Annotated in this window: 23 protein-coding genes; 22 read left to right on the top strand and 1 reads right to left on the bottom strand. The window is 41.4% G+C overall.

Translation table 11 applies throughout. The annotated features are described in order from the left end of the window. The first annotated feature begins 35 nt into the window (after window positions 1-35). The 8 genes from OCV60_RS11090 to OCV60_RS11125 all read left to right on the top strand — a co-directional run bounded on the left by OCV60_RS11090 (window position 36) and on the right by OCV60_RS11125 (window position 9530). A complete protein-coding gene (locus tag OCV60_RS11090) occupies window positions 36-704 on the top strand; it encodes a response regulator transcription factor (RefSeq protein ID WP_117785291.1) in 669 nt (222 codons plus the stop codon). Continuing rightward, complete coding sequence (locus OCV60_RS11095) at window positions 698-2086, top strand: sensor histidine kinase (RefSeq protein ID WP_262530172.1); 1389 nt, start codon at window positions 698-700, stop codon at window positions 2084-2086. The genes OCV60_RS11090 and OCV60_RS11095 overlap by 7 nt, the downstream gene beginning before the upstream one ends. 126 nt (window positions 2087-2212) lie before the next feature. After that, window positions 2213-3634, top strand: coding sequence for an SLC13 family permease (locus tag OCV60_RS11100; protein WP_021943579.1), 1422 nt, complete (start codon window positions 2213-2215; stop codon window positions 3632-3634). 54 nt (window positions 3635-3688) lie between these two features. Beyond that, window positions 3689-5278 carry an MBOAT family O-acyltransferase gene (locus OCV60_RS11105; RefSeq protein ID WP_173789129.1) on the top strand — a complete coding sequence of 530 codons (1590 nt, stop codon included), beginning with the start codon at window positions 3689-3691 and terminating at the stop codon, window positions 5276-5278. Window positions 5279-5295: 17 nt separating this feature from the next. Further along, entirely contained in the window at window positions 5296-6402 is a 1107-nt protein-coding gene (locus OCV60_RS11110; RefSeq protein ID WP_262530173.1) for a hypothetical protein, read from the top strand. A 10-nt stretch (window positions 6403-6412) separates the two neighbouring features. Beyond that, on the top strand, window positions 6413-7888 hold the full coding sequence (locus OCV60_RS11115; RefSeq protein WP_118616020.1) for a class I adenylate-forming enzyme family protein: 1476 nt from the start codon (window positions 6413-6415) through the stop codon (window positions 7886-7888). Between the two features lie 4 nt (window positions 7889-7892). After that, on the top strand, window positions 7893-8114 hold the full coding sequence (locus OCV60_RS11120) for a phosphopantetheine-binding protein (RefSeq protein ID WP_008401081.1): 222 nt from the start codon (window positions 7893-7895) through the stop codon (window positions 8112-8114). A 249-nt stretch (window positions 8115-8363) separates the two neighbouring features. Further along, complete coding sequence (locus OCV60_RS11125; protein WP_262530174.1) at window positions 8364-9530, top strand: DUF3810 domain-containing protein; 1167 nt, start codon at window positions 8364-8366, stop codon at window positions 9528-9530. A 281-nt stretch (window positions 9531-9811) separates the two neighbouring features. Here OCV60_RS11125 and murI read toward each other — a convergent pair whose 3' ends face one another. Continuing rightward, on the bottom strand, window positions 9812-10591 hold the full coding sequence (gene murI / locus OCV60_RS11130; RefSeq protein WP_262530175.1) for a glutamate racemase: 780 nt from the start codon (window positions 10589-10591) through the stop codon (window positions 9812-9814). A gap of 392 nt (window positions 10592-10983) precedes the next feature. Here murI and OCV60_RS11135 point away from each other — a divergent pair, with 392 nt between their 5' ends. The 14 genes from OCV60_RS11135 to OCV60_RS11200 all read left to right on the top strand — a co-directional run bounded on the left by OCV60_RS11135 (window position 10984) and on the right by OCV60_RS11200 (window position 22901). Continuing rightward, a complete protein-coding gene (locus tag OCV60_RS11135) occupies window positions 10984-11448 on the top strand; it encodes an HD domain-containing protein (protein WP_117785384.1) in 465 nt (154 codons plus the stop codon). Between the two features lie 201 nt (window positions 11449-11649). Beyond that, on the top strand, window positions 11650-12933 hold the full coding sequence (locus OCV60_RS11140; RefSeq protein ID WP_021943586.1) for an O-acetylhomoserine aminocarboxypropyltransferase/cysteine synthase family protein: 1284 nt from the start codon (window positions 11650-11652) through the stop codon (window positions 12931-12933). A 96-nt stretch (window positions 12934-13029) separates the two neighbouring features. After that, window positions 13030-13851: a zinc ribbon domain-containing protein gene (locus OCV60_RS11145; RefSeq protein ID WP_021943587.1), complete on the top strand. Its 822-nt coding sequence runs from the start codon at window positions 13030-13032 to the stop codon at window positions 13849-13851. Window positions 13852-13853: 2 nt separating this feature from the next. Beyond that, window positions 13854-14669: an enhanced serine sensitivity protein SseB gene (locus OCV60_RS11150; RefSeq protein WP_262530176.1), complete on the top strand. Its 816-nt coding sequence runs from the start codon at window positions 13854-13856 to the stop codon at window positions 14667-14669. Next, window positions 14662-15138 (top strand): COG2426 family protein, encoded by a 477-nt coding sequence (locus OCV60_RS11155; protein ID WP_021943589.1) that lies wholly within the window; start codon window positions 14662-14664, stop codon window positions 15136-15138. The genes OCV60_RS11150 and OCV60_RS11155 overlap by 8 nt, the downstream gene beginning before the upstream one ends. 89 nt (window positions 15139-15227) lie before the next feature. Continuing rightward, on the top strand, window positions 15228-15458 hold the full coding sequence (locus OCV60_RS11160) for a hypothetical protein (protein ID WP_021943590.1): 231 nt from the start codon (window positions 15228-15230) through the stop codon (window positions 15456-15458). A 175-nt stretch (window positions 15459-15633) separates the two neighbouring features. After that, window positions 15634-15783, top strand: coding sequence for a 50S ribosomal protein L33 (rpmG, locus tag OCV60_RS11165; RefSeq protein ID WP_008401093.1), 150 nt, complete (start codon window positions 15634-15636; stop codon window positions 15781-15783). Between the two features lie 29 nt (window positions 15784-15812). After that, entirely contained in the window at window positions 15813-16016 is a 204-nt protein-coding gene (secE, locus tag OCV60_RS11170) for a preprotein translocase subunit SecE (protein WP_008401094.1), read from the top strand. Between the two features lie 22 nt (window positions 16017-16038). Then, a complete protein-coding gene (gene nusG, locus OCV60_RS11175) occupies window positions 16039-16563 on the top strand; it encodes a transcription termination/antitermination protein NusG (RefSeq protein ID WP_021943591.1) in 525 nt (174 codons plus the stop codon). A 57-nt stretch (window positions 16564-16620) separates the two neighbouring features. Then, entirely contained in the window at window positions 16621-17046 is a 426-nt protein-coding gene (rplK, locus tag OCV60_RS11180; protein ID WP_021943592.1) for a 50S ribosomal protein L11, read from the top strand. Window positions 17047-17106: 60 nt separating this feature from the next. After that, window positions 17107-17799 (top strand): 50S ribosomal protein L1, encoded by a 693-nt coding sequence (gene rplA, locus OCV60_RS11185; protein WP_021943593.1) that lies wholly within the window; start codon window positions 17107-17109, stop codon window positions 17797-17799. A gap of 216 nt (window positions 17800-18015) precedes the next feature. Continuing rightward, window positions 18016-19341 (top strand): phenylacetate--CoA ligase family protein, encoded by a 1326-nt coding sequence (locus tag OCV60_RS11190; RefSeq protein WP_262530177.1) that lies wholly within the window; start codon window positions 18016-18018, stop codon window positions 19339-19341. A gap of 634 nt (window positions 19342-19975) precedes the next feature. After that, on the top strand, window positions 19976-21769 hold the full coding sequence (locus tag OCV60_RS11195; RefSeq protein ID WP_262530178.1) for a glycerophosphodiester phosphodiesterase: 1794 nt from the start codon (window positions 19976-19978) through the stop codon (window positions 21767-21769). Between the two features lie 100 nt (window positions 21770-21869). Beyond that, window positions 21870-22901: a branched-chain amino acid aminotransferase gene (locus OCV60_RS11200; protein WP_021943596.1), complete on the top strand. Its 1032-nt coding sequence runs from the start codon at window positions 21870-21872 to the stop codon at window positions 22899-22901. Window positions 22902-23107: the final 206 nt, after the last annotated feature.

The raw sequence follows: 23107 nt of genomic DNA on the forward strand, positions 1-23107 counted from the left end.
ATGCCATTGTATATTAAGATAGGGAGGTTGTGTCCATGCGCATTTTGGTTGTTGAAGATGAATTGGATCTAAATCATATAATATGTAATAAACTGACAAAAGAAGGATACAATGTAGATGCCTGTTTTGACGGGCAGGCAGCACTTGATTATCTGGAGACGGCAAGTTACGATGGAGTTATAATGGATATTATGATTCCGAAGAAAGATGGTATGTCGGTTTTAAAAACAATCCGGGCAGAAGGAATACAGGTTCCGGTGCTTTTTTTGACTGCAAAGTCCGAAACGCAGGATATTGTCAGGGGACTGGATGCAGGAGCCAGTGACTATATGACAAAACCGTTTGAGTTTTCGGAATTGCTCGCAAGGTTAAGGGTAATGCTTCGTACTGTACATATAAGTAATGACAGCATTTTGAATTATGGGTCATTACAGATTGATACAAATAATCACCGGGTTGTCCGGGATGGTGTGACTGTCGATCTTACAGTCCGGGAATATGCAATCCTGGAATATCTGGTGCGTAACAGGAACATTGTTGTCACAAGAGAGCAGATCCGTGCAAATATATGGAGCATTGATGATGATATCAATTCAAATGTAGTTGATGTATATATTCGATATCTTCGCAGAAAAATCGATGATCCTTTTGAAGAAAAACTGATACATACGATCCGGGGAGTAGGTTATAGACTGGAATGTTAAAAAGGAAAATTTCATTTATTAATTTTACTGTTATTGTTTGTGGACTTATCATTGCAGCAGGAACGATATGTCTTTTATTGATGCAGAAGAATCTGATCAAAGAGGATACTAAATATCTGGCTTATACAGAACTGGCGCAGGAAGTGAAACGTGCAAAAAAAAATATAGGATTTGATGAGAATGAGAATCCGTATATAAAAAGCGATTTTTACGATCTGGAAGAGAAAGATACTTATAACGAAAATGTATATGTGTTTTTACAGTCAAGAGACGGAAGTTTTCTTGATGGCAGAATGCCGGATGATTTCAGAACCGGGCTTGATATCGGATTACAGAGTCTTACAAAAGTAACCTTTCAGGGAGAGCGTTATTACGTAGCAACCAGACGTGGAAAAATGAAGAATGGAACGGAGGATGACAGTTTTTATCTGGTATGTGCTATGATATCGGAACAGGCGGTGAAAGACAATTATCGCGGACTGTGGCATCAGTCATATTTGGTGATAGGAGTTGTTGGCGCATTTTTTATTTTGTTTGCCCTTTTATTAAGATATCTGATCGCTGTACCAATGAGACAGTTGAATGAATCGATAAAAAAGAGCGGAGAGAATCTGGATTTTACGGATAGTCTGGAATATAAAGGATGTTTTAAAGAACTTCAGATGTTAACAGATGCAAATAATCATTTGTACCAGAGAGTGCAGCAGGAGTTGGAACGTCAGGAAGAATTTAATGCGAATGTATTCCATGAACTTCGTACGCCTATTGCTGTTATGCATGCACAATGCCAGGTGTCGAGAGAGGTGGCAGAAAAGAAGCAGGATAAAGAAGCAATAAAAAGTATAGAGGTATTTGAGCGACAGACAAACCGTATGAAGAATCTGGTTGATCATTTGCTTCAGATGACTGCAATAGATAGAAAGGGGACAACATTCAGTATAGAAGATATTGATGTTCGGGATGTAATTGAATCTGCATGTGATGATATAGCATATATTGATACGAAACACATTACATTTGAATATTCCCTTCAGCCGACTATCATACAGGCAAATATGAATCTTATCTATATTGTTATAAATAACCTGCTTTCAAATGCTGTAAAGTATAGCAATGAAGGAGCTAAAATCTATGTGTCCTGTGGAGAGAAAGACGGAAAGTCGTATATTCGTATTCAGGATGAAGGCTGTGGAATAGAGAAAGAAAATATATCCAAAATATTTGAAAGCTTTTATCGAGAAAAAAAAGATCGTAATGCGGAAGGCTTTGGTCTGGGACTTTCACAGGCAATGAAGATTGCTGAGTTATATGGGGGAGGGATTTATGTTGAAAGTACAAAGAATAAAGGAAGTATTTTCACATTTTTTATTCCAAAACCTTAAAAATAAATAGAAGAATGTCGAATTTTTAATAGAGCTTTAATATTGGATTTTTATAATCCGATATTAGGGTTCTTTTTTTTATGTAGAAAGAACAATATATCGAGTAGGACTTGCTTGGAGGATTATATGAGAAATTATAAACGATTGATTCATTTGTTACTTGGACCGGTTCTATTCCTGTTGGCATGCTTTCTTTTACCGCATGCAGTTTTGCCGACATTTGCAGAACGGGCAGCAGTTGGAACGGTATTCTGGATGGCATACTGGTGGGTAACAGGTCCGGTAGATTATGCAGTAACGGCGTTTTTGCCGATTGCGATCAATGCAGTAGTTCCTATGGCGGAGATGAAGGTCATAATATCGAATTATGCGGACGAAACGATTCTGCTGCTGCTTGGAGCTTCGATCATAACAGTATTATGGGAAAATACAGGACTGGACAAACGAATTGCAATCACGTTTCTGCGTCTGATCGGAAACAGTCTTAGAATGCAGCTTGTGTTCTGGTTTGCGTTGTCAATGGTATTATCTGCGGTGCTTCCGAATGCAGTAGTATGCGCAACGATCACGCCGATCGCAGTTTCTATGCTGAAATATATTGGAATGGATGACGTGAAAAACAGCAAGACGGCATCGAAGATCCTGCTGACGATCGCCTATGCGACAGGACTTGGTGGTCTGGCATCTCCACTTGGTGGTGCTATGAATCTGGTAACGGTGGAATATATCCAGCAGTTGACCGGAAAAGAATATATGTATTCCTCTTGGGTTATCCGGTTCCTTCCGGTTATGCTGATCCTAATGCTGATCAATGTAGTATTTATTCTTCGTGATGTAAAGAAGACAGATCTGTTAGGTGGTTCCAGTGAATATTTTGCGGAACAGTACCGGAAGCTTCCAAAGATGAGCTTTGAAGAAAAATCCGCACTTGTGCTGTTTGTAGTGGCAACAGGTCTGGCATTTACCAGACAGCTTTATCAGGATATATTGCCGGGATTAAAGCCTGCATATGTATTTATCATCTGTGCGATCATCGCCTTTCTTTTTACAAATAAAGAGGGAAAACGGATCATGGTCTGGAAACAGGTGCAGGGAAAGATCGTCTGGGATCTGATGTATATATTTGCCGGAGGTCTGGCACTTGGAAGCCTGATCAATGCAACAGGTGTTGCAAAAGCACTTGGAGAAGTGATTTCTTCCCTTGATATGAAGGGTGGTTTTGTAACGATCCTGATCATTTTGACTGCAACACTACTGTTGTCGGATGTGACCTCAAATACAGCTACGGCAGCGGTTGCGATTCCACTTGTGATCTCAATCACACAGGGATGTGGGCTGAATCCGATTCCGTATATATATGTAGCATCCATTGGTGTGAACCTGTCTTATATGCTGCCAACGTCGATCCGTGCGATTCCGGTGGGATATGGACTGGAACCAAAGTATATGTTCCGGGAAGGCTGGAAGATTTCCCTTATCATTATTCTTGTAATGTCGATCATATGCACATTGCTGTTAAAATACTGGAGCACATTCAGTACGGTGTAAAAAAAACCATACAGAAACGGGCGTGAAACGAAGAGAAAGAAATGGAGAGAAGGCATGTCTGTCGTATCATACATATTTATAGTATTCTTTGCAGTTACAGTTTTGATATATTATATAGTACCAAAGAAAATCCAGTGGTGGGTGCTCCTTGCCGCAAGTGCGGTCTTCTATGCTTATAGTGGGATTGATGATCTGCTGATTGTAGTTGGAACTGCATTTCTGGTATATCCGTTGACAATGTTGATGGAGAAAAATCTGGAGGAACAGGACCGGCTGCTCCTGGATGCAGATAAGAGAGCTGCAAGAAAGATAAAAACAGCACAGAAAAAGAAACGAAAGAAATATCTGGTGCTGGCATTGCTGATCGTAATAGGTGCGCTTATTGTATTCAAGGTGACAGGATTTGCCATCGAGAACATCAAACGTTTTCTTCCATACGAAGCGATACAGCGGATTCCGGACTGGCATTTCCCTGCACCGCTTGGAGTTTCTTTTTATTCCTTTATGATGATCTCTTATCTGGTTGATGTCTATAACGGAAGGATCCATGCACAGAAGAATTTTCTGAAATATCTGTCGTATGTATTATATTTTCCACATATTACGCAGGGACCGATTGCGCGATATGAACTGGTTGCGCATCAACTATGGGAAAAGCATAAGTTTGATTATGATACGGTGATAAAAGGTACATGGTTGATTCTGTGGGGAGCACTTAAGAAAATGGTGATGGCAGACCGTATCAGTCCATTTGTAACAGAAGTATTTAAACATTCTGATCAGTATGAAGGTATGATCTTCTTTCTGGCGGCGGTTATGTATTCCATCCAGATTTACTGTGATTTCTCCGGATGCATGGATATCGTACGTGGTGCGTCGGAGTGCTTTGGCATTACGCTTGGAGAAAATTTCAGGCGGCCATATTTTTCCCAGACGTTGCCGGAGTTCTGGAGAAGATGGCATATTTCACTCGGAGCGTTCTTCAGAGAATATGTATTCTATCCGGTATCGACTTCAAAGATCCTGTTGAAATGGAATACCAAGGTGCGGAAATATCTGGGAAATGCCATAGGAACCGGATTTGCCTCTTGTGTACCGATCCTGTGCGTATGGATCCTGACCGGACTCTGGCATGGGGCAAAGTGGAATTATATCGGCTGGGGACTGTTTCACGGAATCCTGATCTGCTTATCGACATTATTTGAGCAGCCGGTCGCTAAATTAACAGAGAAACTGAATATACGGACAAACTGTATAAGCTGGAATATATTCCGGATGCTTCGGACATTTTTATTATGCGTGATCGGACGTATCATTTTTATGGGAAGTGGAATCCGTGCGTCCTTCCATATGATAGCTTCCTGTGTGGTTGACCGTGGTACATTTTATGACATTATAAATACATTTGCTTTGTCCCAGCGGGAATGGGGGCTGATCCTGATTGGTTGTCTGATCCTGTTATGTGTATCAGTTGCACAGGAGATCCGGGAACAGATGGGGATCAAAGAGGATATCAGAAGCTGGCTGCTACGTCAGAATCTCTGGCTGCGCTGGCTGGTTCTGATCGTTGGAATTTTATGTGTATTGACGTTTGGTGTATATGGTTCCGGCAGTCATATCGCATTCATCTATGAACAGTTTTAAGGGTAGGAGAACAAAACATGAAAACAGGAAAGAAAAAGGTTTTGGCAATAATAAAAAAAGTAATTTCAATCCTACTGTTTTTTGTCATATTGTTATATTCTATATCGAAGGTCGGACAGTTTGCCAGACCGGATGAGAGTGACGCAGAGGCATGGGCAGAGTATTACGCGGAAGAAAAGGATACGGTCAATGCATTGATGATCGGATCCAGTGCGATATTCCGTTATTGGAATCCGCCACAGGCATATGAGGAACAGGATTTTACCTCGGCTATGCTGGCTAGCTCGATCCAGGATCTGAATATGGCACCATATATTATGGAAGAAGCGGTAAAAAGTCAGAACGTGGACGTGTTTGTTATCGAGGTCAGAACCATGATCGCCAGAAATACAAATGATGATCACAGCCAGGAAGAACGGGACTATTGGTTTGAATTGCTTATATCCGGCATGAATCCATCCATAACAAGGTTGCAGGCAATTCAGTCTATACATGGTGGAAGCTTTGTGAAGAAAGCAGAAATGATGTTTCAGATATTAAAATATCATAATAACCTGATGGAATTTGACCGGGAATTTATGATCAATCGTCTGAACAATCCGTCCAGTGATGATAAATTTGCAAGACCAAAATCAACGATCACGAATCTCAAAAACAAGAAACCGGATTATACAACGGATCAGAGTCTTGAACTGTCACAGGCATCTAAGGATACTCTGGATGCAATCGAGAAAAAGGCAAATGAACTGGGAAAAAAGGTGCTGTTTATAGCGACACCGTATGTACCGGATGAGAGTCAGATCCGGGAGCATCTGGCTGTGGATGCCTATTGTGAGAAACAGGGCTATGACTGTCTGGATCTAAATCAGTATGTTGATGAGATGGATATTGATTTTAAAACGAATTTCTATAATCCAAAGCATACGAATATAGCAGGAGCAAAAAAGGTGACAAGCTTTCTTGGAGCATATCTGAAGGAAAAGTATCAGTTGCAGGAAACTCTGACTGAGGATCAGAAGGTAAGCTGGGAAGATGCCTGTAAGGTATGGGATGAGGAAGACCGGAAATTTATGAAAAAATGGAAGAAAAATGTAAAAAAGATTACAAAGAAAAAGGAGAAATAACAGGATCGATATGGAAACCGTGCTTCATTATATAAAAAAATATGCAGAGACACAACCGGATACGCTGGCTGTCTGTGAGTTAAAAAAACATCTGACATATGCGGAGTATTGGACGGCAATCAGAAAGATGGCAAATGTCCTGCTTCAGAATGGTATAAAAAAGAATGCACATGTTATTTTACGATGCACACAGAACATTGAATATATGGTTTTGTTTTCAGCCTTGCAGTATATGCAGGCGCTTGTGATTCCTGTTGAGCGATCTACTTCACCTGAGCGCATGCAGGAAATCAGGGATAAGGTGGATGCAGAATGGCTGATCTCAAACAAAGAGTCAGATGGACTGCGCTGGTTATCCCCGAAGAAGCTGATGGAACAGATGGAGAATACAGAAGAACTGGATGTTCCGCTTCCAAATGCAGATTCACGTTCGATGCTGTTGTTCACAACGGGTACGACCGGCAGCTCAAAGGGTGTTGTCATGCATCATAAGAATGATGTGGCAATTGCTGGGAATGTTATGAAGGGAACACAGATGAAACCAGGAAATGTGGAGATCATACCGATGCCACTCAATCATTCCTTTGGTATAAGACGGTATCAGTCGGATATGATAAGTGGCGGAACTGTCTGTCTGATGAATGGTATGGCTATGATAGGCAATCTCTGGAAGATGCTTGAGCAGTACCATGCAACATCGATGGCAATTTCTCCTGCAACACTTGGAATGATCTTTCATTTGTCAGATGACAGGATTGCAGGATATGCCGATCAGATCGATTATATACAGGTGGGATCAGCCCCGCTTCCGGAAACGGACAAGGAAAAGCTGCTCCGGTATCTTCCACGTACAAGACTTTATAATTTTTATGGATCGTCGGAAGCTGGCTGCTCCTGTATTCTGGAATTCAGCCGTCAGAATAAGAATGGTTGTATCGGATATCCGACCGTCAATTCTCTAGTGCGGTTTATAGATGAAGAAGGGAATATTATAGAGAATGGATCTGAGAAACAGCCTGCTTTACTGGCCTGGGGTGGTCCGATTGTTATGGAGGGCTATTACAATGATCCGGAGCTTACTGCGAAAACGGTAGTGGATGGATATGTTATGACAAATGATCTTGGCTATATGGATGAAGATGGCAGTATTATTCTGGTTGGACGGGCAGATGATGTTATCAACTATGGTGGAAGCAAGATCTCGCCGGCAGAGGTAGAGACTGTTGCGATCCGGTATCCGGGTGTGGCAGATTGTGCTTACAGTTCCGTTCAGGATCCGATCACCGGAGAATTGCCGGTTATGCTGATCGTGCAAGAGGATGGATTTGACGAAACTGCATTCCAGAGCTATATGCAGCAACAGGTTGAAAGCTATAAGTTACCGCAGAAGATATTCTATATCGAGAAAGTTCCGAAGACATTTAAAGGCTCGCTTCTTCGAAAAGAAATAAAAAAGATAGCAGAATTAAAGAATAAAGGAGAATAAAACTATGAATGATTTTATTGCAATGTTAAAGAAGATCAAACCGAATGTTGATTTTGAAAATGAAGATGCACTGGTAGATGATGGAATACTGGAATCTCTGGATATCATAACGATCATTGCAGAGATTGCAGACAAATACGATGTTATCATTCCAAGTGATGAGATCACATCTGATAATTTCAATTCCGCAGAAGCTTTGTACGAACTGGTAGAAGACCTGAAATAATTTTATCGTAAATATGTGCCAATAGTAAAAAGTATAACAGGAAATAGAATGCCCTCAAAGAATGACAGGTCTGCCGTCAGACAGAGAAGATGTCAAACTTTGAGGGCGTTTTTGTTATAAATCTGTGAAGTGTGTCGTAAAAAGCAGAGCAGGATGATATACTGAACAGGTAGAAAAGGATGTTGTATGTATGAGAATCTGACAGGATGCATATCAGAAAATATATTATCTGGCAGAAAGAATAAGATTATGAATAAGGTAGAAAAGAACAAGAAAAAAAGGCATATTCACAGACCCCTTCTTTTTACAGGGATAATTCTGGTCATAGTGATAAATGCAGCAGCGTGGGCTGCTCCATGGATCAGTGGAAAGATGGGATGGGAAAACTGGTGCGACTGGTATGCGGAACATGTGAATCCGGTTATCGTTGCAGTATTTGCAAGATTTGGCAATCTGTTTTCCTTTTCAATCGGGGAACTTATGATCGTTACGGCAATCCTGCTGATCCTTGCATTTCTGATCCTGAATATTCTGTTGATCTTTTTAAGAAAGCATAAGGGATATCGGAGATTTTGCAGGATCTATGACCTTGTTATTGCATATATAACGGTTGCGATCTGTCTTATTATGACCGGAAACTGTACGATCTATTATCACTGTTCCTCGCTTCCTGTAAATGAGGAAACAGAGGAACGGCAGTATAAGGTAGAAGAATTGCAGGCACTTCGCAATTATATTGTAAAGCAGTGTAACGAATACAGCACTAAAGTAGAGCGGGATGAAAACGGATACATAACATATGATGGAGATATGCAGGAACAGGCGCGAAATGCTCTTCGGAAACTGTCCGGCCGGTATCCACGGTTGTCCGGCTACTATCCGGATGTCAAGCATATGATGTTTTCCGGGCTGATGAGCCAGAGCTATATGGCGGGATATTATTTCCCGTTTTCGATGGAAGCAAACTGTAATGCAAATATGTATATCACAAATTATCCGGCAACCTATTGCCATGAGCTGGCGCATCTGCATGGGTATATCTATGAGGATGAGGCAAACTTTATATCTTATCTTGCCTGTATCGGCAGCGAAGATCCATTCTTTATTTATTCCGGGTATCTGAGTGTATTGTCCTATGTAGATAATGCCTATTATGAGGCTATCGGGGAGGATGCAGAACAGTATCTGGCAAATGAGAGGATTTCCGAACAGGTGCTTTCCGACGATATCTTTCTGCTCCCGGAGACTTGGGAAAAGGTAGAGGATAAGGCCATTCTATCGACGGATACCGTCAATCAGGCATCCAATACCTTCACTGAAACAAGCCTGAACCTGAACGGTGTCTCAGACGGTTTCGCAGCCTATGACCGCGTGACCGGACTGTTATTACGATACTACGATGAAGAGTTGTATTAAATGGTATGTTCATAAGAATTCGGCAATCTCTAACAGGATCATAGAAAAAGATTAACAGGTATCCGGTTTTATATACCTTTATGTAACAGACCTTTTTTCACGTCGGTCCTTAGCGAACTGCTAAAGGCAGTGAGGTTAGTACCGTTACGTGAAAAATAGAGCGCGAGCGTTCTGTGAAATAAAGGGTATATAAGACCGGATACCTGTTAATCTTTTTGCGAAATAGAACGAGAGTGATTTGCGAAATGAATGATAGCCTCCAGCTTCTTCCGTACGGTACATTATAATGCCAGCAGCTTCCTGCAGAGGGCAACATGTGCGTTCCCATCGGTCGTACAACTGTTATAGATCTCGACTGTACCCTGTCCAGCAGATTCTGACTTTAGGCCTGCGGTGATCAGGCGGCGACGCAGTTCTACGGCAGTTCCGTGACTCCCGACAAAAATCTTGATATCCGGACCGACAACGGTTCGGATCATTTTTTCCACAAACGGATAGTGCGTACAGCCAAGCACGATCGCATCGATTCCCTTTTCCAGATAAGGCGAGAGAACCTCTTGCAGATAATCATGAAGCTCCGGACTGTCCAGATCTCCGTTTTCCACAAAGCCAACCAGCTTTGGACATGGTACACGGTAGATTACGGATCGGTCTTCGTATGTATGCATAAGCGATAGAAACTTATCCTGTTTTAAAGTCATAGGGGTAGCCATAACCGCGATCCGGTCATGTTCCTTCCAGAGAACGGCTGGTTTTAATGCCGGCTCAATGCCGATCACAGGGATGTCCGGATAGTCTGCACGAAGCATGGCAGCAGCAGCACTGGTTGCAGTATTGCATGCGATCACGATTGCTTTCGCGCCATGTTCAAGCAGGAATTCCACACAGTTCCGGCTTAGATGCTGAATGTCAGTGACCTGGCGTGTGCCATATGGAGCATTCGCAGAATCACCATAATATATATAATTTTCCTCCGGCATCAGTGAAACGATTTCTTTCAAAACACTGATACCGCCAATGCCGGAATCAAATACGCCGATTGGACGGGAATTATCTTTCATTTGTAAAACCTCCTAAAAAAACCTGCACTTGAAAATTATACTACTATATGAAAAGAAAAGACAACCTATAAGTGAAAACAATACAAAACAATCTGCAGAAGACGATAAGACATAAATATTGGATAAACAGGGCGTACAGGAAAAAAAGTTGCGTATTCTGTAGCAACCATATATAATCGGGGATGTGAGTACAGATAAAAACAAAAGAAAATAAGACAGAAATAGATCAGGTTAAATAAATATACTAAAACGGTCGGCAGACAGTCAGGAGGAAAGAAATGGAAACCGAGCAGAAACAGAGTACAGAAGCAGAGCAGAGTGAGAGATTGCAGCAGAATGTAGAAGATACGATTCCTGCAAGCCGGGAGCTGAAATCTCGGGTAAAAGAGAAGATGATCGAATATTATGCGGGAGATGCCAGACGGATCCATCATTTTCTGAAGGTTCATTCTTTTGCCAAGCTGATCGGGGAGATGGAAGGAGTCACAGGAGAAGAACTGGAGATTCTGGAAGTCGCTGCACTTGTGCATGATATAGGCATAAAGAACTCAGAAAAGAAATATGGATATAATACAGGAAAGACACAGGAAAAGGAAGGCCCGCCGGAAGCAGAAAAACTGCTTATTCCATTGACAGATGATGCCGCCTTTATTGAGCGGGTGTGTTATCTGGTCGGACATCACCATACCTATTCCAATATTGACGGAATGGATTATCAGATACTGGTAGAGGCAGATTTCCTTGTGAACCTGTATGAGGATAAAGAGCATATCAAAGCAGTCCGGTCTGCTTATGAGAAGATCTTCCGGACACAGTCGGGAAGAAAGCTATGTAAGGAGATTTTTGCACTTTCGTAAAAATAAGGAAATCTTAACGGATTTTTAATTTTTGTAGGAGTACATGTGCTTGCAGGAACGGGATAAATTTTATATAATGAATTGATGTGCTAAATGGTACATGAAAAGACAGGTATTTATACTGGAAATAATAATGGATATGAATACAGAAACTTGGAATAGATCATAAAACACAGAAGATATAGTTATCAGGAGGATGTAATGAGTAAATACAAGATTAATACAACATGTGTACAGGGAGGTTATGAACCGGGAAACGGAGAACCACGTCAGGTTCCGATCTATCAGAGTACAACATTCAAATATGCAACAAGTGAAGATATGGGTAAATTATTCGATCTGGAGGCAGATGGATATTTTTATTCCAGACTTCAGAATCCGACAAATGATCTGGTTGCAAAGAAGATCTGTCAGTTAGAGGGCGGTGCAGCGGCGATGCTTACCGGTTCCGGTCAGTCAGCAAACTTCTATGCAGTATTTAATATTGCAAATTGTGGTGACCATGTTGTAGCATCAAATTCCATCTATGGTGGAACCTATAACTTATTTGCGGTAACGATGAAGAAGATGGGAATCGATTTCACATTTGTTGATCCGGACGCATCTGAAGATGAGATCCGTGCAGCGTTCCGTCCGAATACCAAGGCATTATTTGGTGAGATCATTGCAAATCCGGCTCTGACCGTATTAGATATTGAGAAGTTTGCAAAGGTAGCGCATGAGCAGGGAGTACCGCTTATTGTAGATAATACATTCCCGACTCCGATCAACTGTCGTCCGATCGAATGGGGAGCAGATATCGTAACCCATTCCACAACCAAATACATGGACGGACATGGAGCAGCTATCGGTGGATGCATCGTAGATGCCGGAAAGTTTGACTGGATGAAATATGCAGACAAATTCCCGGGACTTACCACACCGGATGACAGCTATCATGGAATTACATATGCAGAGAAGTTCGGAAAAGAAGGCGCATTTATCACAAAGGCAACTGCACAGCTGATGCGTGATTTTGGTTCTGTACAGTCTCCACAGAGTGCATTTATCCTGAATCTTGGACTGGAAAGTCTGCATGTCAGAGTAAAACGTCACTGCGAGAATGCACTCGCAGTTGCAAAATATCTGGAACAGAATGATAAGGTTACTTATGTGAATTACTGCGGGCTGGAAAATGACAAATATCATGCACTTGCAGAAAAATATCTGCCAAACGGCTCCTGTGGCGTTGTAAGCTTCGGTGTAAAGGGCGGAAGAAAAGCAGCGGAAGAATTCATGAAGCACTTAAAACTCGGTTCGATTGAGACACATGTAGCGGATGCGAGAACCTGTTGTCTGCATCCGGCAAGTGCAACACACAGGCAGATGAATGATGAAGAATTGACAGCATGCGGTGTATATCCTGATCTTGTCCGTTATTCATGTGGACTGGAAGATGCTGAAGATCTGATCGCAGATCTGGAACAGGCATTTGCGCAGATCTAAGATCTGAACCGGTCTGAAATATAGAAAGAAGATAGCCACAGCAGAACTGTTATAGAAAATAGCAAAGGAAATATCCTGCTGTGGATGGAGGAAGAAATGAAGTTAAGAATTGCCAAGGGTTGTATTGTAATTATGCCCGTGATCGGTACTCTGGGACTGTTTATATTTACATTTGTTGGAAAGATCATATACGGATGGGGACTGTTTGTTATCATGCTGTTATTATCGGGTATTATCAATCAGTTATTTTTCCGTTGCCCGCACTGTGGAAAGTCAATTCCTGCAAATGCGACACTGAATCAGAAATACTGTCCGTTGTGCGGAGCTGACCTTGGTCTTATTGATTCACCGTTCAGTTATTATTCGAAATGCAAAAAAAATAAGAATGGACAGTATCAGGCATACACTACAGTTGGGTATCTGGCATTTATTGTTGGTACAGCAATCGTATTATTTATCGTTGTAGCACTTCTGGGATTTGACAGTGTATTTAAAGGAACCGGACGGATCCTGATTCTTGCGGCACTGGCGCTTGGATTTTTGATCGGTATGATGTGCAGATGTATCGTAGGGTCAGCTGCGAAGCTTGATAAAGAACATCTGTATTACAGTAAGATCCCCGGAAGATGGAAATGTTATGATATTTCTGATATAAAGGAACAGGCAAAGCTGCATAAGCCGTTTTACCATGTGGTAAGAGGGTATGTTATGATGACCAATCAGGGTGTCGTGACCATTCCGGTAGCTACTTATAAAGGTGGAAAGGAATTCCTTCAGAAGCTGACAGAATATATTAACGAGCCGATGGTGGATATTATGCCTGAGATGGTGGCATCCAAGAGAAGCGAAGAAGGCAAGAAGGCAGAAGTTGAATACAGAGCCTATAAGGACAGTATAAAAGAGAAAGGTGAAAATTAAGTATGGAAAGCGGCAAGATAAAGAATGAAGCATTGTTGGAGGCAATTGAGGTTTTTAAGGCCGAAAATAATCAGCAGAATCTAAAGAATTTTATCGAGAAGCTGTTACAGGCGAGATTTATCCTGCCTGCAACACTGGATCCAAAACCGGTAAAAGATGATCAGGGAAGGATCATGGGAGATGGAAAATTCAGAGTAAATTTCCGTGTTATCACAGATAATACAGGAAAGAACTTCTTCCCATGTTTTACAAATGACGAAGAATTCGAGCATGCGATCAAGGAAGTAGAAGTTGAGAAGATGGCACTTACTTATAAAGAGGTTGCCCCACTGGTTCTGAATTCCAATGGTCAGATCCAGGGAATCGTGATCGATCCCTACACAGTTGGTATGCAGGTCCCGGATGCACTTATAAAGACAGTGGATGAGAGCAGAAAGAGTGTGCTTGATGAGCATAAGAATACGAATATCAAGAAGCATACAATTCCGGCAAATACAAAGATCCGTTTAAGAAGTCCGAAATATATGCCGGTTGATATGTTGGATGAAGCAAAGAAATTCCTGGCTGAACGTCCAAATGTAAAGGCAGCTTATATCCAGATGATGGAAAAAGAAAATTCAGATGAAGAGTATCTGATCACAATTGATTTTGAAGGTGATGAAGAAGATTTATTTGATTCCCTTCTCCCAAAGATAAAACCGCTTGCGTTTGGTATTCCAATCGCACTTACAGGAACAGATAACGGACTTGGAAAAAAGGTTACAGAGAATACAGAGCCATTCTATAAAAAAGAAATTGTAGGAGATAATAATGTTTAAAAAATATCTGATCATGTTTCTGATATCTATGGTTCCGATCGTGGAACTGCGAGGTGCGATTCCATATGCAGCGGTATTCGGAATACCGACATTTCGTGCACTGATCATCTGTATGATCGGCAACATGCTTCCGGTTCCGGTGATCTACTGGTTCGCCAGACGGGTTCTGATGTGGGGAAAAGATAAGAAATATATAGGGAAATTTTTTACATGGTGTATTCAGAAGGGCGAAAAAGGCGGACAGAAGCTGCTTGAGAAAACAGGCGGCGGAGTCTATATCGCACTGATGTTGTTTGTCGGGGTCCCACTTCCGGGTACAGGAGCCTGGACGGGTACTCTGGCAGCCAGCTTCTTAGATCTTGACTGGAAGAAGAGTGCACTTGCCGTTATAGGTGGTGTTGTACTTGCAGGACTGATCGTGGGAGTTGTAAGCTACGGACTGCTTGGCGCGATTGCAGCATTATTCTGATATCATAAATATGGAATAATATTTTAATAAGAGATATGTCTGCAGGACGAGAGAAGCTGCAAAACTTGCAGGCGTATAAGGAGATAGATATGGTAAATCCGGCATCAATTTTTAAGATAAAATCCGCATGGGAGAAATTTGCATCCAATCATCCGAAGTTTCCGATGTTTTTACAGGCTGCGATGGCAAGCGGGATCAAAGAAGACTATATTATAGAAGTAAAGATCACGGATCCGGAGGGAAAACAGATCTGTACAAATGTAAAACTGACAGAATCGGATATGGAATTATTCCATACCTTAAAGGATCTGAAGGGGTAAATACAGACAATCCAATAAATGCGGCATATTTCTTTATAAAATTAAAAAATAGAGAATATGTCTAAAAACAGAAAAAGATTTCTTGACTTGCACTGTATACTTGTGTTATTGTTAAACGTGCGATGAAAGAGGTCTTTTTTTTATGCCTTAAAATAAGTAATGGAGGTAGATGGAAGTGCGCGTTAAAATAACATTGGCATGTCAGGATTGTAAACAGCGTAATTACAATATGACAAAGGATAAGAAAACGCATCCAGACAGAATGGAAACAAAGAAGTACTGCAGATTCTGCAAGAAGCATACAGTACACAAGGAAACAAAATAGTTCCGGACCAGTGAAGGAGGATTGGTTTAATGGCAAAAAGTGAAGAAAAATCAACAGCTCTCAAGAAAAGCTGGACCCAGGAACTAAAGGGTGAATTCAAGAAAATCACATGGCTTGACAGAACAACCCTGTTTAAGCAGTCAGCCGTAGTAATCGTTTCAACGGTAATCCTCGGAGCTATTATTGCAGTCGTTGACTGGCTTATACAAATAGGCTTGAATTTCATAATATAATGAGTAAAGGTTGGTGAATTATATGGCAGATGCAGAAAGCGCAAGATGGTATGTAGTCCATACCTACTCAGGTTATGAAAATAAGGTTAAAGCTGATATTGAGAAAACAATTGAAAACAGAAAATTACAGGACCAGATATTAGAAGTATCTGTACCCGTAGAAGAATCCATTGAGGTTAAGAACGGTGTACAGAAAGCTGTTACCAGAAAACTGTTTCCCGGCTATGTCCTGCTCAATATGATTATGAACGATGCTACATGGTATGTAGTTCGTAATACAAGAGGTGTTACAGGATTCGTAGGACCGGGATCAAAACCGGTTCCGTTATCAGATGATGAGATGAAGTACCTTGGAATCAACAAGGAGACAATCGTGATCGATGCGGAAGTAGGCGATATGGTTGAGGTTACAGCAGGTGCCTGGGAAGGTACCGTGGGTAGTATTAAGGCAATTAACCCAAGTAAACAGACCATTACCATCGATGTAGAAATATTTGGCCGTGCAACATCTGTAGAGATTGCATTCGCTGATATCAAGAAATTGTAAGAGTGAGTGGAAGGGTATCCCCCGTTATTACCACAATATTTTTGGAGGTGCGCTAAGATGGCGAAGAAAGTAGAAGGATATATCAAATTACAGATCCCTGCAGGAAAGGCAACACCTGCACCACCTGTTGGACCGGCTCTTGGTCAGCATGGTGTTAATATCGTTGCATTTACAAAGGAATTCAATGCTAGAACTGCTAACGAGGGAGATATGATCATCCCTGTTGTTATTACAGTTTACCAGGATAAGAGCTTTAGCTTTATCACTAAGACTCCTCCTGCAGCACTTCTGATCAAGAAGGCTTGTAATATCAAATCCGGTTCAGCTAACTCAAAGAAGACAAAGGTTGCAACTATCTCAAAGGCTAAGGTTCAGGAAATTGCCGAACTTAAGATGAAAGATTTAAATGCTGCAAGCCTTGAATCTGCTATGAGCATGATCGCTGGAACAGCTCGTTCAATGGGCGTTACAGTTGAAGAGTAATTAAGAATAAAAACATTTTGGTGGGAGGGTCGCTCCCGATAAGACCACAGGAGGTTTATAATGAAGAAGAGTAAGAAATATATAGATGCAAGCAAGCTCTATGACAAAACAGCCGTTTACGAATTTGAAGAGGCAGTTGCTTTGGTAAAGAAAATGGCTACAGCTAAATTTGACGAGACAATCGAAGCTCACTTAAGACTGGGCGTTGATGGACGTCATGCAGATCAGCAGGTACGTGGTGCAGTTGTATTACCTCATGGAACAGGTAAGACAGTTAAGGTTCTCGTATTCGCTAAGGGAGATAAGGTAGACGAAGCTCTTGCTGCCGGTGCTGATTACGCAGGTGGTGAGGAATTAGTTCCAAAGATCCAGAAAGACGGATGGTTAGATTTCGATGTTGTTGTAGCTACACCTGATATGATGGGTGTTGTTGGACGTCTTGGTCGTGTACTTGGACCTAAGGGCTTAATGCCAAACCCTAAGGCTGGTACAGTTACAATGGACGTAACAAAAGCAGTTAATGATATCAAAGCTGGTAAGATAGAGTACAGACTTGATAAAGCCAATATTATCCATGTGCCAGTGGGAAAAGCTTCCTTTACAGAGGAACAGTTAGACGAAAACTTCCAGACCTTAATGGATGCTATTGTAAAAGCAAAGCCATCAGCTGCTAAGGGACAGTACCTTAAGAGCGTTGTAATTGCTTCAACAATGGGTCCTGGTGTAAAGATTAACACAACAAGATTTGCGTAAATCTTATATACCAATATATTGACAGAACGACCATCATGCAGGACGCGCCTGTGTGGTGGTCGTTTTGTACTATATGGAAAATCTTTAAGGGAAGGTAAAAACTTCCTTGACATATACAGGCTGCTCAGCTAAAATTTTTATGGGTAAACGCTTTAGTGTGGAAAAACATAAAAGCGAAAAAGTAAAGCCAAGATCAGACATGGAGGATAGTCACATATGAGACAGAAGAAGATTCATTACATCTATAACGATGCAATGGAATGTATGGATTTTGATGAAAGAAAAAAGCTTCAGGGAGAGAGACTGAGAGCTACCGTAGAGTTGGAATATAATAATGTTCCGGCTTACAGAAAGAGAATGGATGAAGCCGGAGTAAAACCGGAAGATATTAATGGAATTGAAGATATCGTAAAGCTTCCATTTACGCAGAAAACCGATTTGAGAGATAATTTCCCATATGGACTATTTGCTGCAGATCTTAAAGATATTGTACGTATTCAGGGTTCTTCAGGAACAACCGGAAAGCCGATCGTATCAGGATATACGGAAAATGATATTAAGGTATGGACAGAGATGGTTGCCAGAGCACTGACTGCTGCAGGCGGTACAAAGGATGATATCATTCAGATTGCTTATGGTTATGGTTTATTTACTGGCGGACTGGGGGCACATCAGGGTGCAACAGAGATTGGGGCTACAGTAATTCCAATGTCATCCGGTAATACACAGAGACAGATTATAATGATGAAAGAGCTTGGTGCTACGATGCTCTGCTGTACACCATCTTATGCAACATATCTGGCAGAAACCATCCATGAAATGGGAATCAAGCCGGAAGAATTAAAACTGAAATCCGGTTGTTTTGGTGCAGAGCCATGGACAGAGGAAATGAGACAGCATCTGGAAGATCTGCTTGATTTTGATGCACTCGATATCTATGGACTTACGGAGATTGGTGGTCCCGGTGTTGCATTTGAATGCATGGAAAAGCATGGTATGCATATCAATGAAGATCATGTGCTTGCAGAGATCATCGATCCGGTAACAGAAGAACCGCTTCCGGATGATACACCGGGTGAACTGGTATTTACTACACTGACCAAGACAGGTGCGCCTATGATCCGTTACAGAACACATGATATCTGTACTTTACATCACGGAACATGTGCTTGTGGAAGAACAACAGTTAAGATGAGCCGTATCACAGGACGTACCGATGATATGCTTGTTGTTCGTGGCGTCAATGTATTCCCAAGTCAGATTGAAGCTGTACTGATGGGTGTGAAAGAAGCATCTGCACATTATATGCTGGTAGTTGATCGTGTGAATTCACAGGATAAGCTTACTGTTCAGGTGGAATTAAAGGATGATGTTGATATAAACGATGCGGATAAGCTTGAGAAGCTGGCTGCATATATCAAGACACAGATCAAGCAGACTCTACTGATCAGTGCCAAGGTAGAAATGCTTCCGCCGAAGTCTATTGCTCGTTCCGAGGGCAAGGCAAAGCGTATTACCGATAACCGAAACACCGGCTTCTAAACGAATGTGGCGGCATCCACGATAAATTTTATATCTTGAATATTATTTACACTATAAATGACTCGCGGGGATTTCTATTCGCTGCACATGTCGGATTCGTAAATACTCCTGTGCCAACTCGCCTTTGGCTCAGACAGGCACCCGTATTTACTGACAATGTGCAACTCATAACGAAATCCTTGCGAATGTCATGTTATAGCGCAAATAATATCCTGAGATATTAAAATTTATTGTGGGTGCCTTTTTGTATAGTGCGTTACGGTAAGTACGATTAATTGTGTAGAACATTTCCCCGGTTTTTATATATCGTCAGAAGCCGGATGTGTTCGGTTGTCAGATTATTGTGACAGAGAGTGCTTGCAGATAGCTTCGGTTGTGCCTATAATATAGACTATGAGATTAAACAGGCAATTGCAGAAAGCATATTGTAGATTTTGTTTAAACATTTTGACTTACCAACTCAGAGGCATTTGAGTCCGCCGGTCCTTAGATGGCGTGTAAACGGCATCTTAGTACCGTTGCAGGACGAAACGAGCGGAAGCGTCCTCTGGTTGGTAATGTCAGAAATGTTTAAACAGAGCATAGAATATTCTGCAATGCCTGTTTTGAACAAACAACCAGGAGGCAGACAGATATGAAAGCGGAATATATGCTCCGGATCAGATATTTTCTGGCACATAATAAAATAAAGGTGGTACTATGTCAGCTTGCTTTTCTACTGGTTTCGTCGTTTATTCTGGTTCCGGTTGTATTTCGTGGATTCTATCTGGCAATCAAATTGTCCGGATACAGTTCGATCACGAAAGAGAACTTTCTGGATGTCCTGATCAAGCCGGGATCTATTATTTATATATTGCTTCTTATTGTGCTGCTCATGGTGTTCATGTTGTTGAACCTTACGATGTATATTGTATTGTTTGATGCATCACTCCGGCACAGCAGACATGGCTTGATTGAATATCTGGTACAGGTCGAGAAGCATTTCTTCCGTTTCTTTGGAAAAAGGAAGATTGTGCGTATTTTCTACATGCTTCCATTTGCGTTTGCAGTATACATGCCACCGTTTCTGATGGCGTTAAATAATAATACGGTCACAAAATACCTGTTGAAATTGTGTATTCGGGGAACCGGAAAGAAAGCATTTTGGATCGGATTTGCAGTGATCTATCTGATCTGTATCTGGCTTATGTCCGTAAAGATTCCATATATCCGGTTGCTGATCCTTGGAAATGTCGATGCATCGAAAGCAAAAGAGCAGACCCGGCTGACACGACGGGAAAGATTTCATCATTTTATGTTCCAGATGTTATGGGAATTGTTTATTGCTTTATTCTGTGCGGTACTATATGCAGTATTTATTCTGGTAAGTGTTCTTGTTATCAAGGCGAAATCTGATGGCGACAATGTTCTGATACTGTTTTATGAAGTGTATAATCGTATAAACATCGTTGTCGGAGGGTTGCTGCTTTTTATCTGTGGTATGTTCAACATTTCTGCAGCATTACAGCTCGCACGACCAAAGATGCTTATGTATTATGTAGATAATGCTGATCTTAACAAGCAGACCCATTATGTACTGGTCAGTATGGTTGCTGTTGCCTGTGTATTGGCAATATATCTGAATGTCAGATTTTTGTCTGCAGGTACGACACCGACATACGCTTCCCTTGGGGCAACGTTGATCACCGCACACAGAGGTTCCAGCAGCGAAGCTCCGGAGAATACGATCCCTGCATTTGAAAAGGCAATCGAAGAAGGGGCAGATTATGTGGAAATGGATGTCCGGCTGACTTCAGATGGGGAACTTGTGCTGATGCATGACCCATCAACCGAGCGGACGACAGGCGTTGATAAGCTGGTATGTGATACTACTTATGAGGAGCTACAGCAATTGGATGCCGGAGCAGAATTTTCAGATGAATATGCCGGAACAAAGATTCCGACCTTACAGGAAGCAATCGATACCTGTAAAGGCAAGGTCATGATGAACATAGAACTGAAAACGGTCCGGAATGACGGAGAACTGGAAGCAAAGGTTGCGCAGGAGCTCAAAGAGAATAACATGGAAGAGCAATGTATTGTCACATCCTTTAAGCAACGGTCTCTTGTACGGATCAAGAAAGATGATCCGGATATCGTGACGGGCTATATATACAGCTTCGGATACAGCAACCGGACAAATTATGAAGCAATGGATGTGTTAAGCATTGATGCCAGATACCTGACCAGGCAGGTGGTAACCGGAGCACATAAAAAAGGTATTATGGTCTGCGCATGGACGGTAAATACCAGCAGCGAGATGCGTCGCATGATGGCAATTGGCGTGGATAATATCATCACGGACCGCGTGCCGCTTGCGAAGAGAACCTTAAAGCATAAGGACAGTAATGCCGTATCAGATATGGTAAAATATATATTTGAACAGTAAAAAAATTATCAATACTATGGAAATTGAGAAAAGAATGTGCTATAACAGAAACTATGAATATTATTTTTTTGCGAAATAGAAACTGAAAGGATGAATAGTTATGGAGAAGAAAAATATTGACTGGTCAAGTATCGGTTTTGGTTATATCAAAACGGATAAAAGATATGTATCAAATTATAAGAATGGTGCATGGGATGAAGGAACATTAACAGATGATGCGAACGTTGTATTAAGTGAGTGCGCAGGTGTTCTTCAGTATGCCCAGACAGTATTTGAAGGATTAAAGGCATATACAACAGAAGATGGCAGAATCGTATGTTTCCGTCCTGATCTGAACGCAAGCAGAATGGCAGATTCAGCAAAGAGACTTGAGATGCCTGCATTCCCGGAAGATAGATTTGTAAAGGCAGTAGAAGAGACAGTAAGAGCAAATGCTGCTTATGTTCCACCTTATGGTTCAGGTGCAACTCTTTACATCAGACCATATATGTTTGGTTCAAATCCTGTAATCGGTGTTAAGCCGGCAGATGAGTATCAGTTCAGAATGTTCTGTACACCAGTAGGTCCTTACTTTAAGGGCGGTGCAAAGCCAATTACGATCAAGGTTTCAGATTTTGACCGTGCAGCACCTCATGGAACGGGTCATATCAAGGCTGGTTTGAACTATGCAATGAGCCTTCATGCAATTGTTACAGCTCATCAGGAAGGTTATGATGAGAACATGTACTTAGATGCAGCAACCAGAACAAAGGTAGAAGAGACAGGTGGAGCAAACTTCATCTTCGTAACAAAGGATGGAACAGTTGTAACCCCTAAGTCAAACAGTATCCTTCCATCAATCACAAGACGTTCACTTATGGTAGTTGCTGAGAAGTACCTCGGACTGAAAGTAGAGCACAGAGAAGTATACTTCGATGAGGTAAAAGATTTTGCAGAGTGTGGTCTGTGTGGTACAGCAGCCGTTATCTCACCGGTAGGTAAGATTGTTGATCATGGCAAAGAGATCTGCTTCCCAAGTGGAATGGAGAAGATGGGACCGGTTATCCAGAAGCTCTATGATACATTAACAGGTATCCAGATGGGTAGGATCGAAGCTCCGGAAGGATGGATCAAAGAGATCAAAGTAGACTAATTATTAAAATAGTTTCTATAAAGAAAGAAAAAATATATGGCGTAAATTCCCTTGGTGGGATTTGCGCCATATATTTTATGTATATTCCCATAAAATATAAATTAGATATAAAATAACATATGATATTAAAAATATGACATCATATCTAATTGAAAGTAAAAAATCTGTTTTGAGAATGCATTTCTAAAACTCAAATTGGATAACAG

The organism is Coprococcus ammoniilyticus (assembly GCF_025567345.1).
Taxonomy (GTDB): domain Bacteria; phylum Bacillota; class Clostridia; order Lachnospirales; family Lachnospiraceae; genus Coprococcus; species Coprococcus ammoniilyticus.

Bases quoted from the DNA above. Each gene is read 5' to 3' on its own strand.
- OCV60_RS11160 (WP_021943590.1), top strand. From the start codon at position 15,228: ATGGTAAATCCGGCATCAATTTTTAAGATAAAATCCGCATGGGAGAAA.
- OCV60_RS11090 (WP_117785291.1), top strand. From the start codon at position 36: ATGCGCATTTTGGTTGTTGAAGATGAATTGGATCTAAATCATATAATA.
- rplK (WP_021943592.1), top strand. From the start codon at position 16,621: ATGGCGAAGAAAGTAGAAGGATATATCAAATTACAGATCCCTGCAGGA.
- OCV60_RS11190 (WP_262530177.1), top strand. From the start codon at position 18,016: ATGAGACAGAAGAAGATTCATTACATCTATAACGATGCAATGGAATGT.
- OCV60_RS11200 (WP_021943596.1), top strand. From the start codon at position 21,870: ATGGAGAAGAAAAATATTGACTGGTCAAGTATCGGTTTTGGTTATATC.
- secE (WP_008401094.1), top strand. From the start codon at position 15,813: ATGGCAAAAAGTGAAGAAAAATCAACAGCTCTCAAGAAAAGCTGGACC.
- OCV60_RS11120 (WP_008401081.1), top strand. From the start codon at position 7,893: ATGAATGATTTTATTGCAATGTTAAAGAAGATCAAACCGAATGTTGAT.
- OCV60_RS11145 (WP_021943587.1), top strand. From the start codon at position 13,030: ATGAAGTTAAGAATTGCCAAGGGTTGTATTGTAATTATGCCCGTGATC.
- OCV60_RS11115 (WP_118616020.1), top strand. From the start codon at position 6,413: ATGGAAACCGTGCTTCATTATATAAAAAAATATGCAGAGACACAACCG.
- OCV60_RS11135 (WP_117785384.1), top strand. From the start codon at position 10,984: ATGATCGAATATTATGCGGGAGATGCCAGACGGATCCATCATTTTCTG.
- OCV60_RS11125 (WP_262530174.1), top strand. From the start codon at position 8,364: ATGAATAAGGTAGAAAAGAACAAGAAAAAAAGGCATATTCACAGACCC.
- OCV60_RS11095 (WP_262530172.1), top strand. From the start codon at position 698: ATGTTAAAAAGGAAAATTTCATTTATTAATTTTACTGTTATTGTTTGT.
- OCV60_RS11100 (WP_021943579.1), top strand. From the start codon at position 2,213: ATGAGAAATTATAAACGATTGATTCATTTGTTACTTGGACCGGTTCTA.
- OCV60_RS11110 (WP_262530173.1), top strand. From the start codon at position 5,296: ATGAAAACAGGAAAGAAAAAGGTTTTGGCAATAATAAAAAAAGTAATT.
- rplA (WP_021943593.1), top strand. From the start codon at position 17,107: ATGAAGAAGAGTAAGAAATATATAGATGCAAGCAAGCTCTATGACAAA.
- nusG (WP_021943591.1), top strand. From the start codon at position 16,039: ATGGCAGATGCAGAAAGCGCAAGATGGTATGTAGTCCATACCTACTCA.
- OCV60_RS11155 (WP_021943589.1), top strand. From the start codon at position 14,662: ATGTTTAAAAAATATCTGATCATGTTTCTGATATCTATGGTTCCGATC.
- OCV60_RS11140 (WP_021943586.1), top strand. From the start codon at position 11,650: ATGAGTAAATACAAGATTAATACAACATGTGTACAGGGAGGTTATGAA.
- murI (WP_262530175.1), bottom strand. From the start codon at position 10,591: ATGAAAGATAATTCCCGTCCAATCGGCGTATTTGATTCCGGCATTGGC.
- OCV60_RS11105 (WP_173789129.1), top strand. From the start codon at position 3,689: ATGTCTGTCGTATCATACATATTTATAGTATTCTTTGCAGTTACAGTT.
- OCV60_RS11195 (WP_262530178.1), top strand. From the start codon at position 19,976: ATGAAAGCGGAATATATGCTCCGGATCAGATATTTTCTGGCACATAAT.
- OCV60_RS11150 (WP_262530176.1), top strand. From the start codon at position 13,854: ATGGAAAGCGGCAAGATAAAGAATGAAGCATTGTTGGAGGCAATTGAG.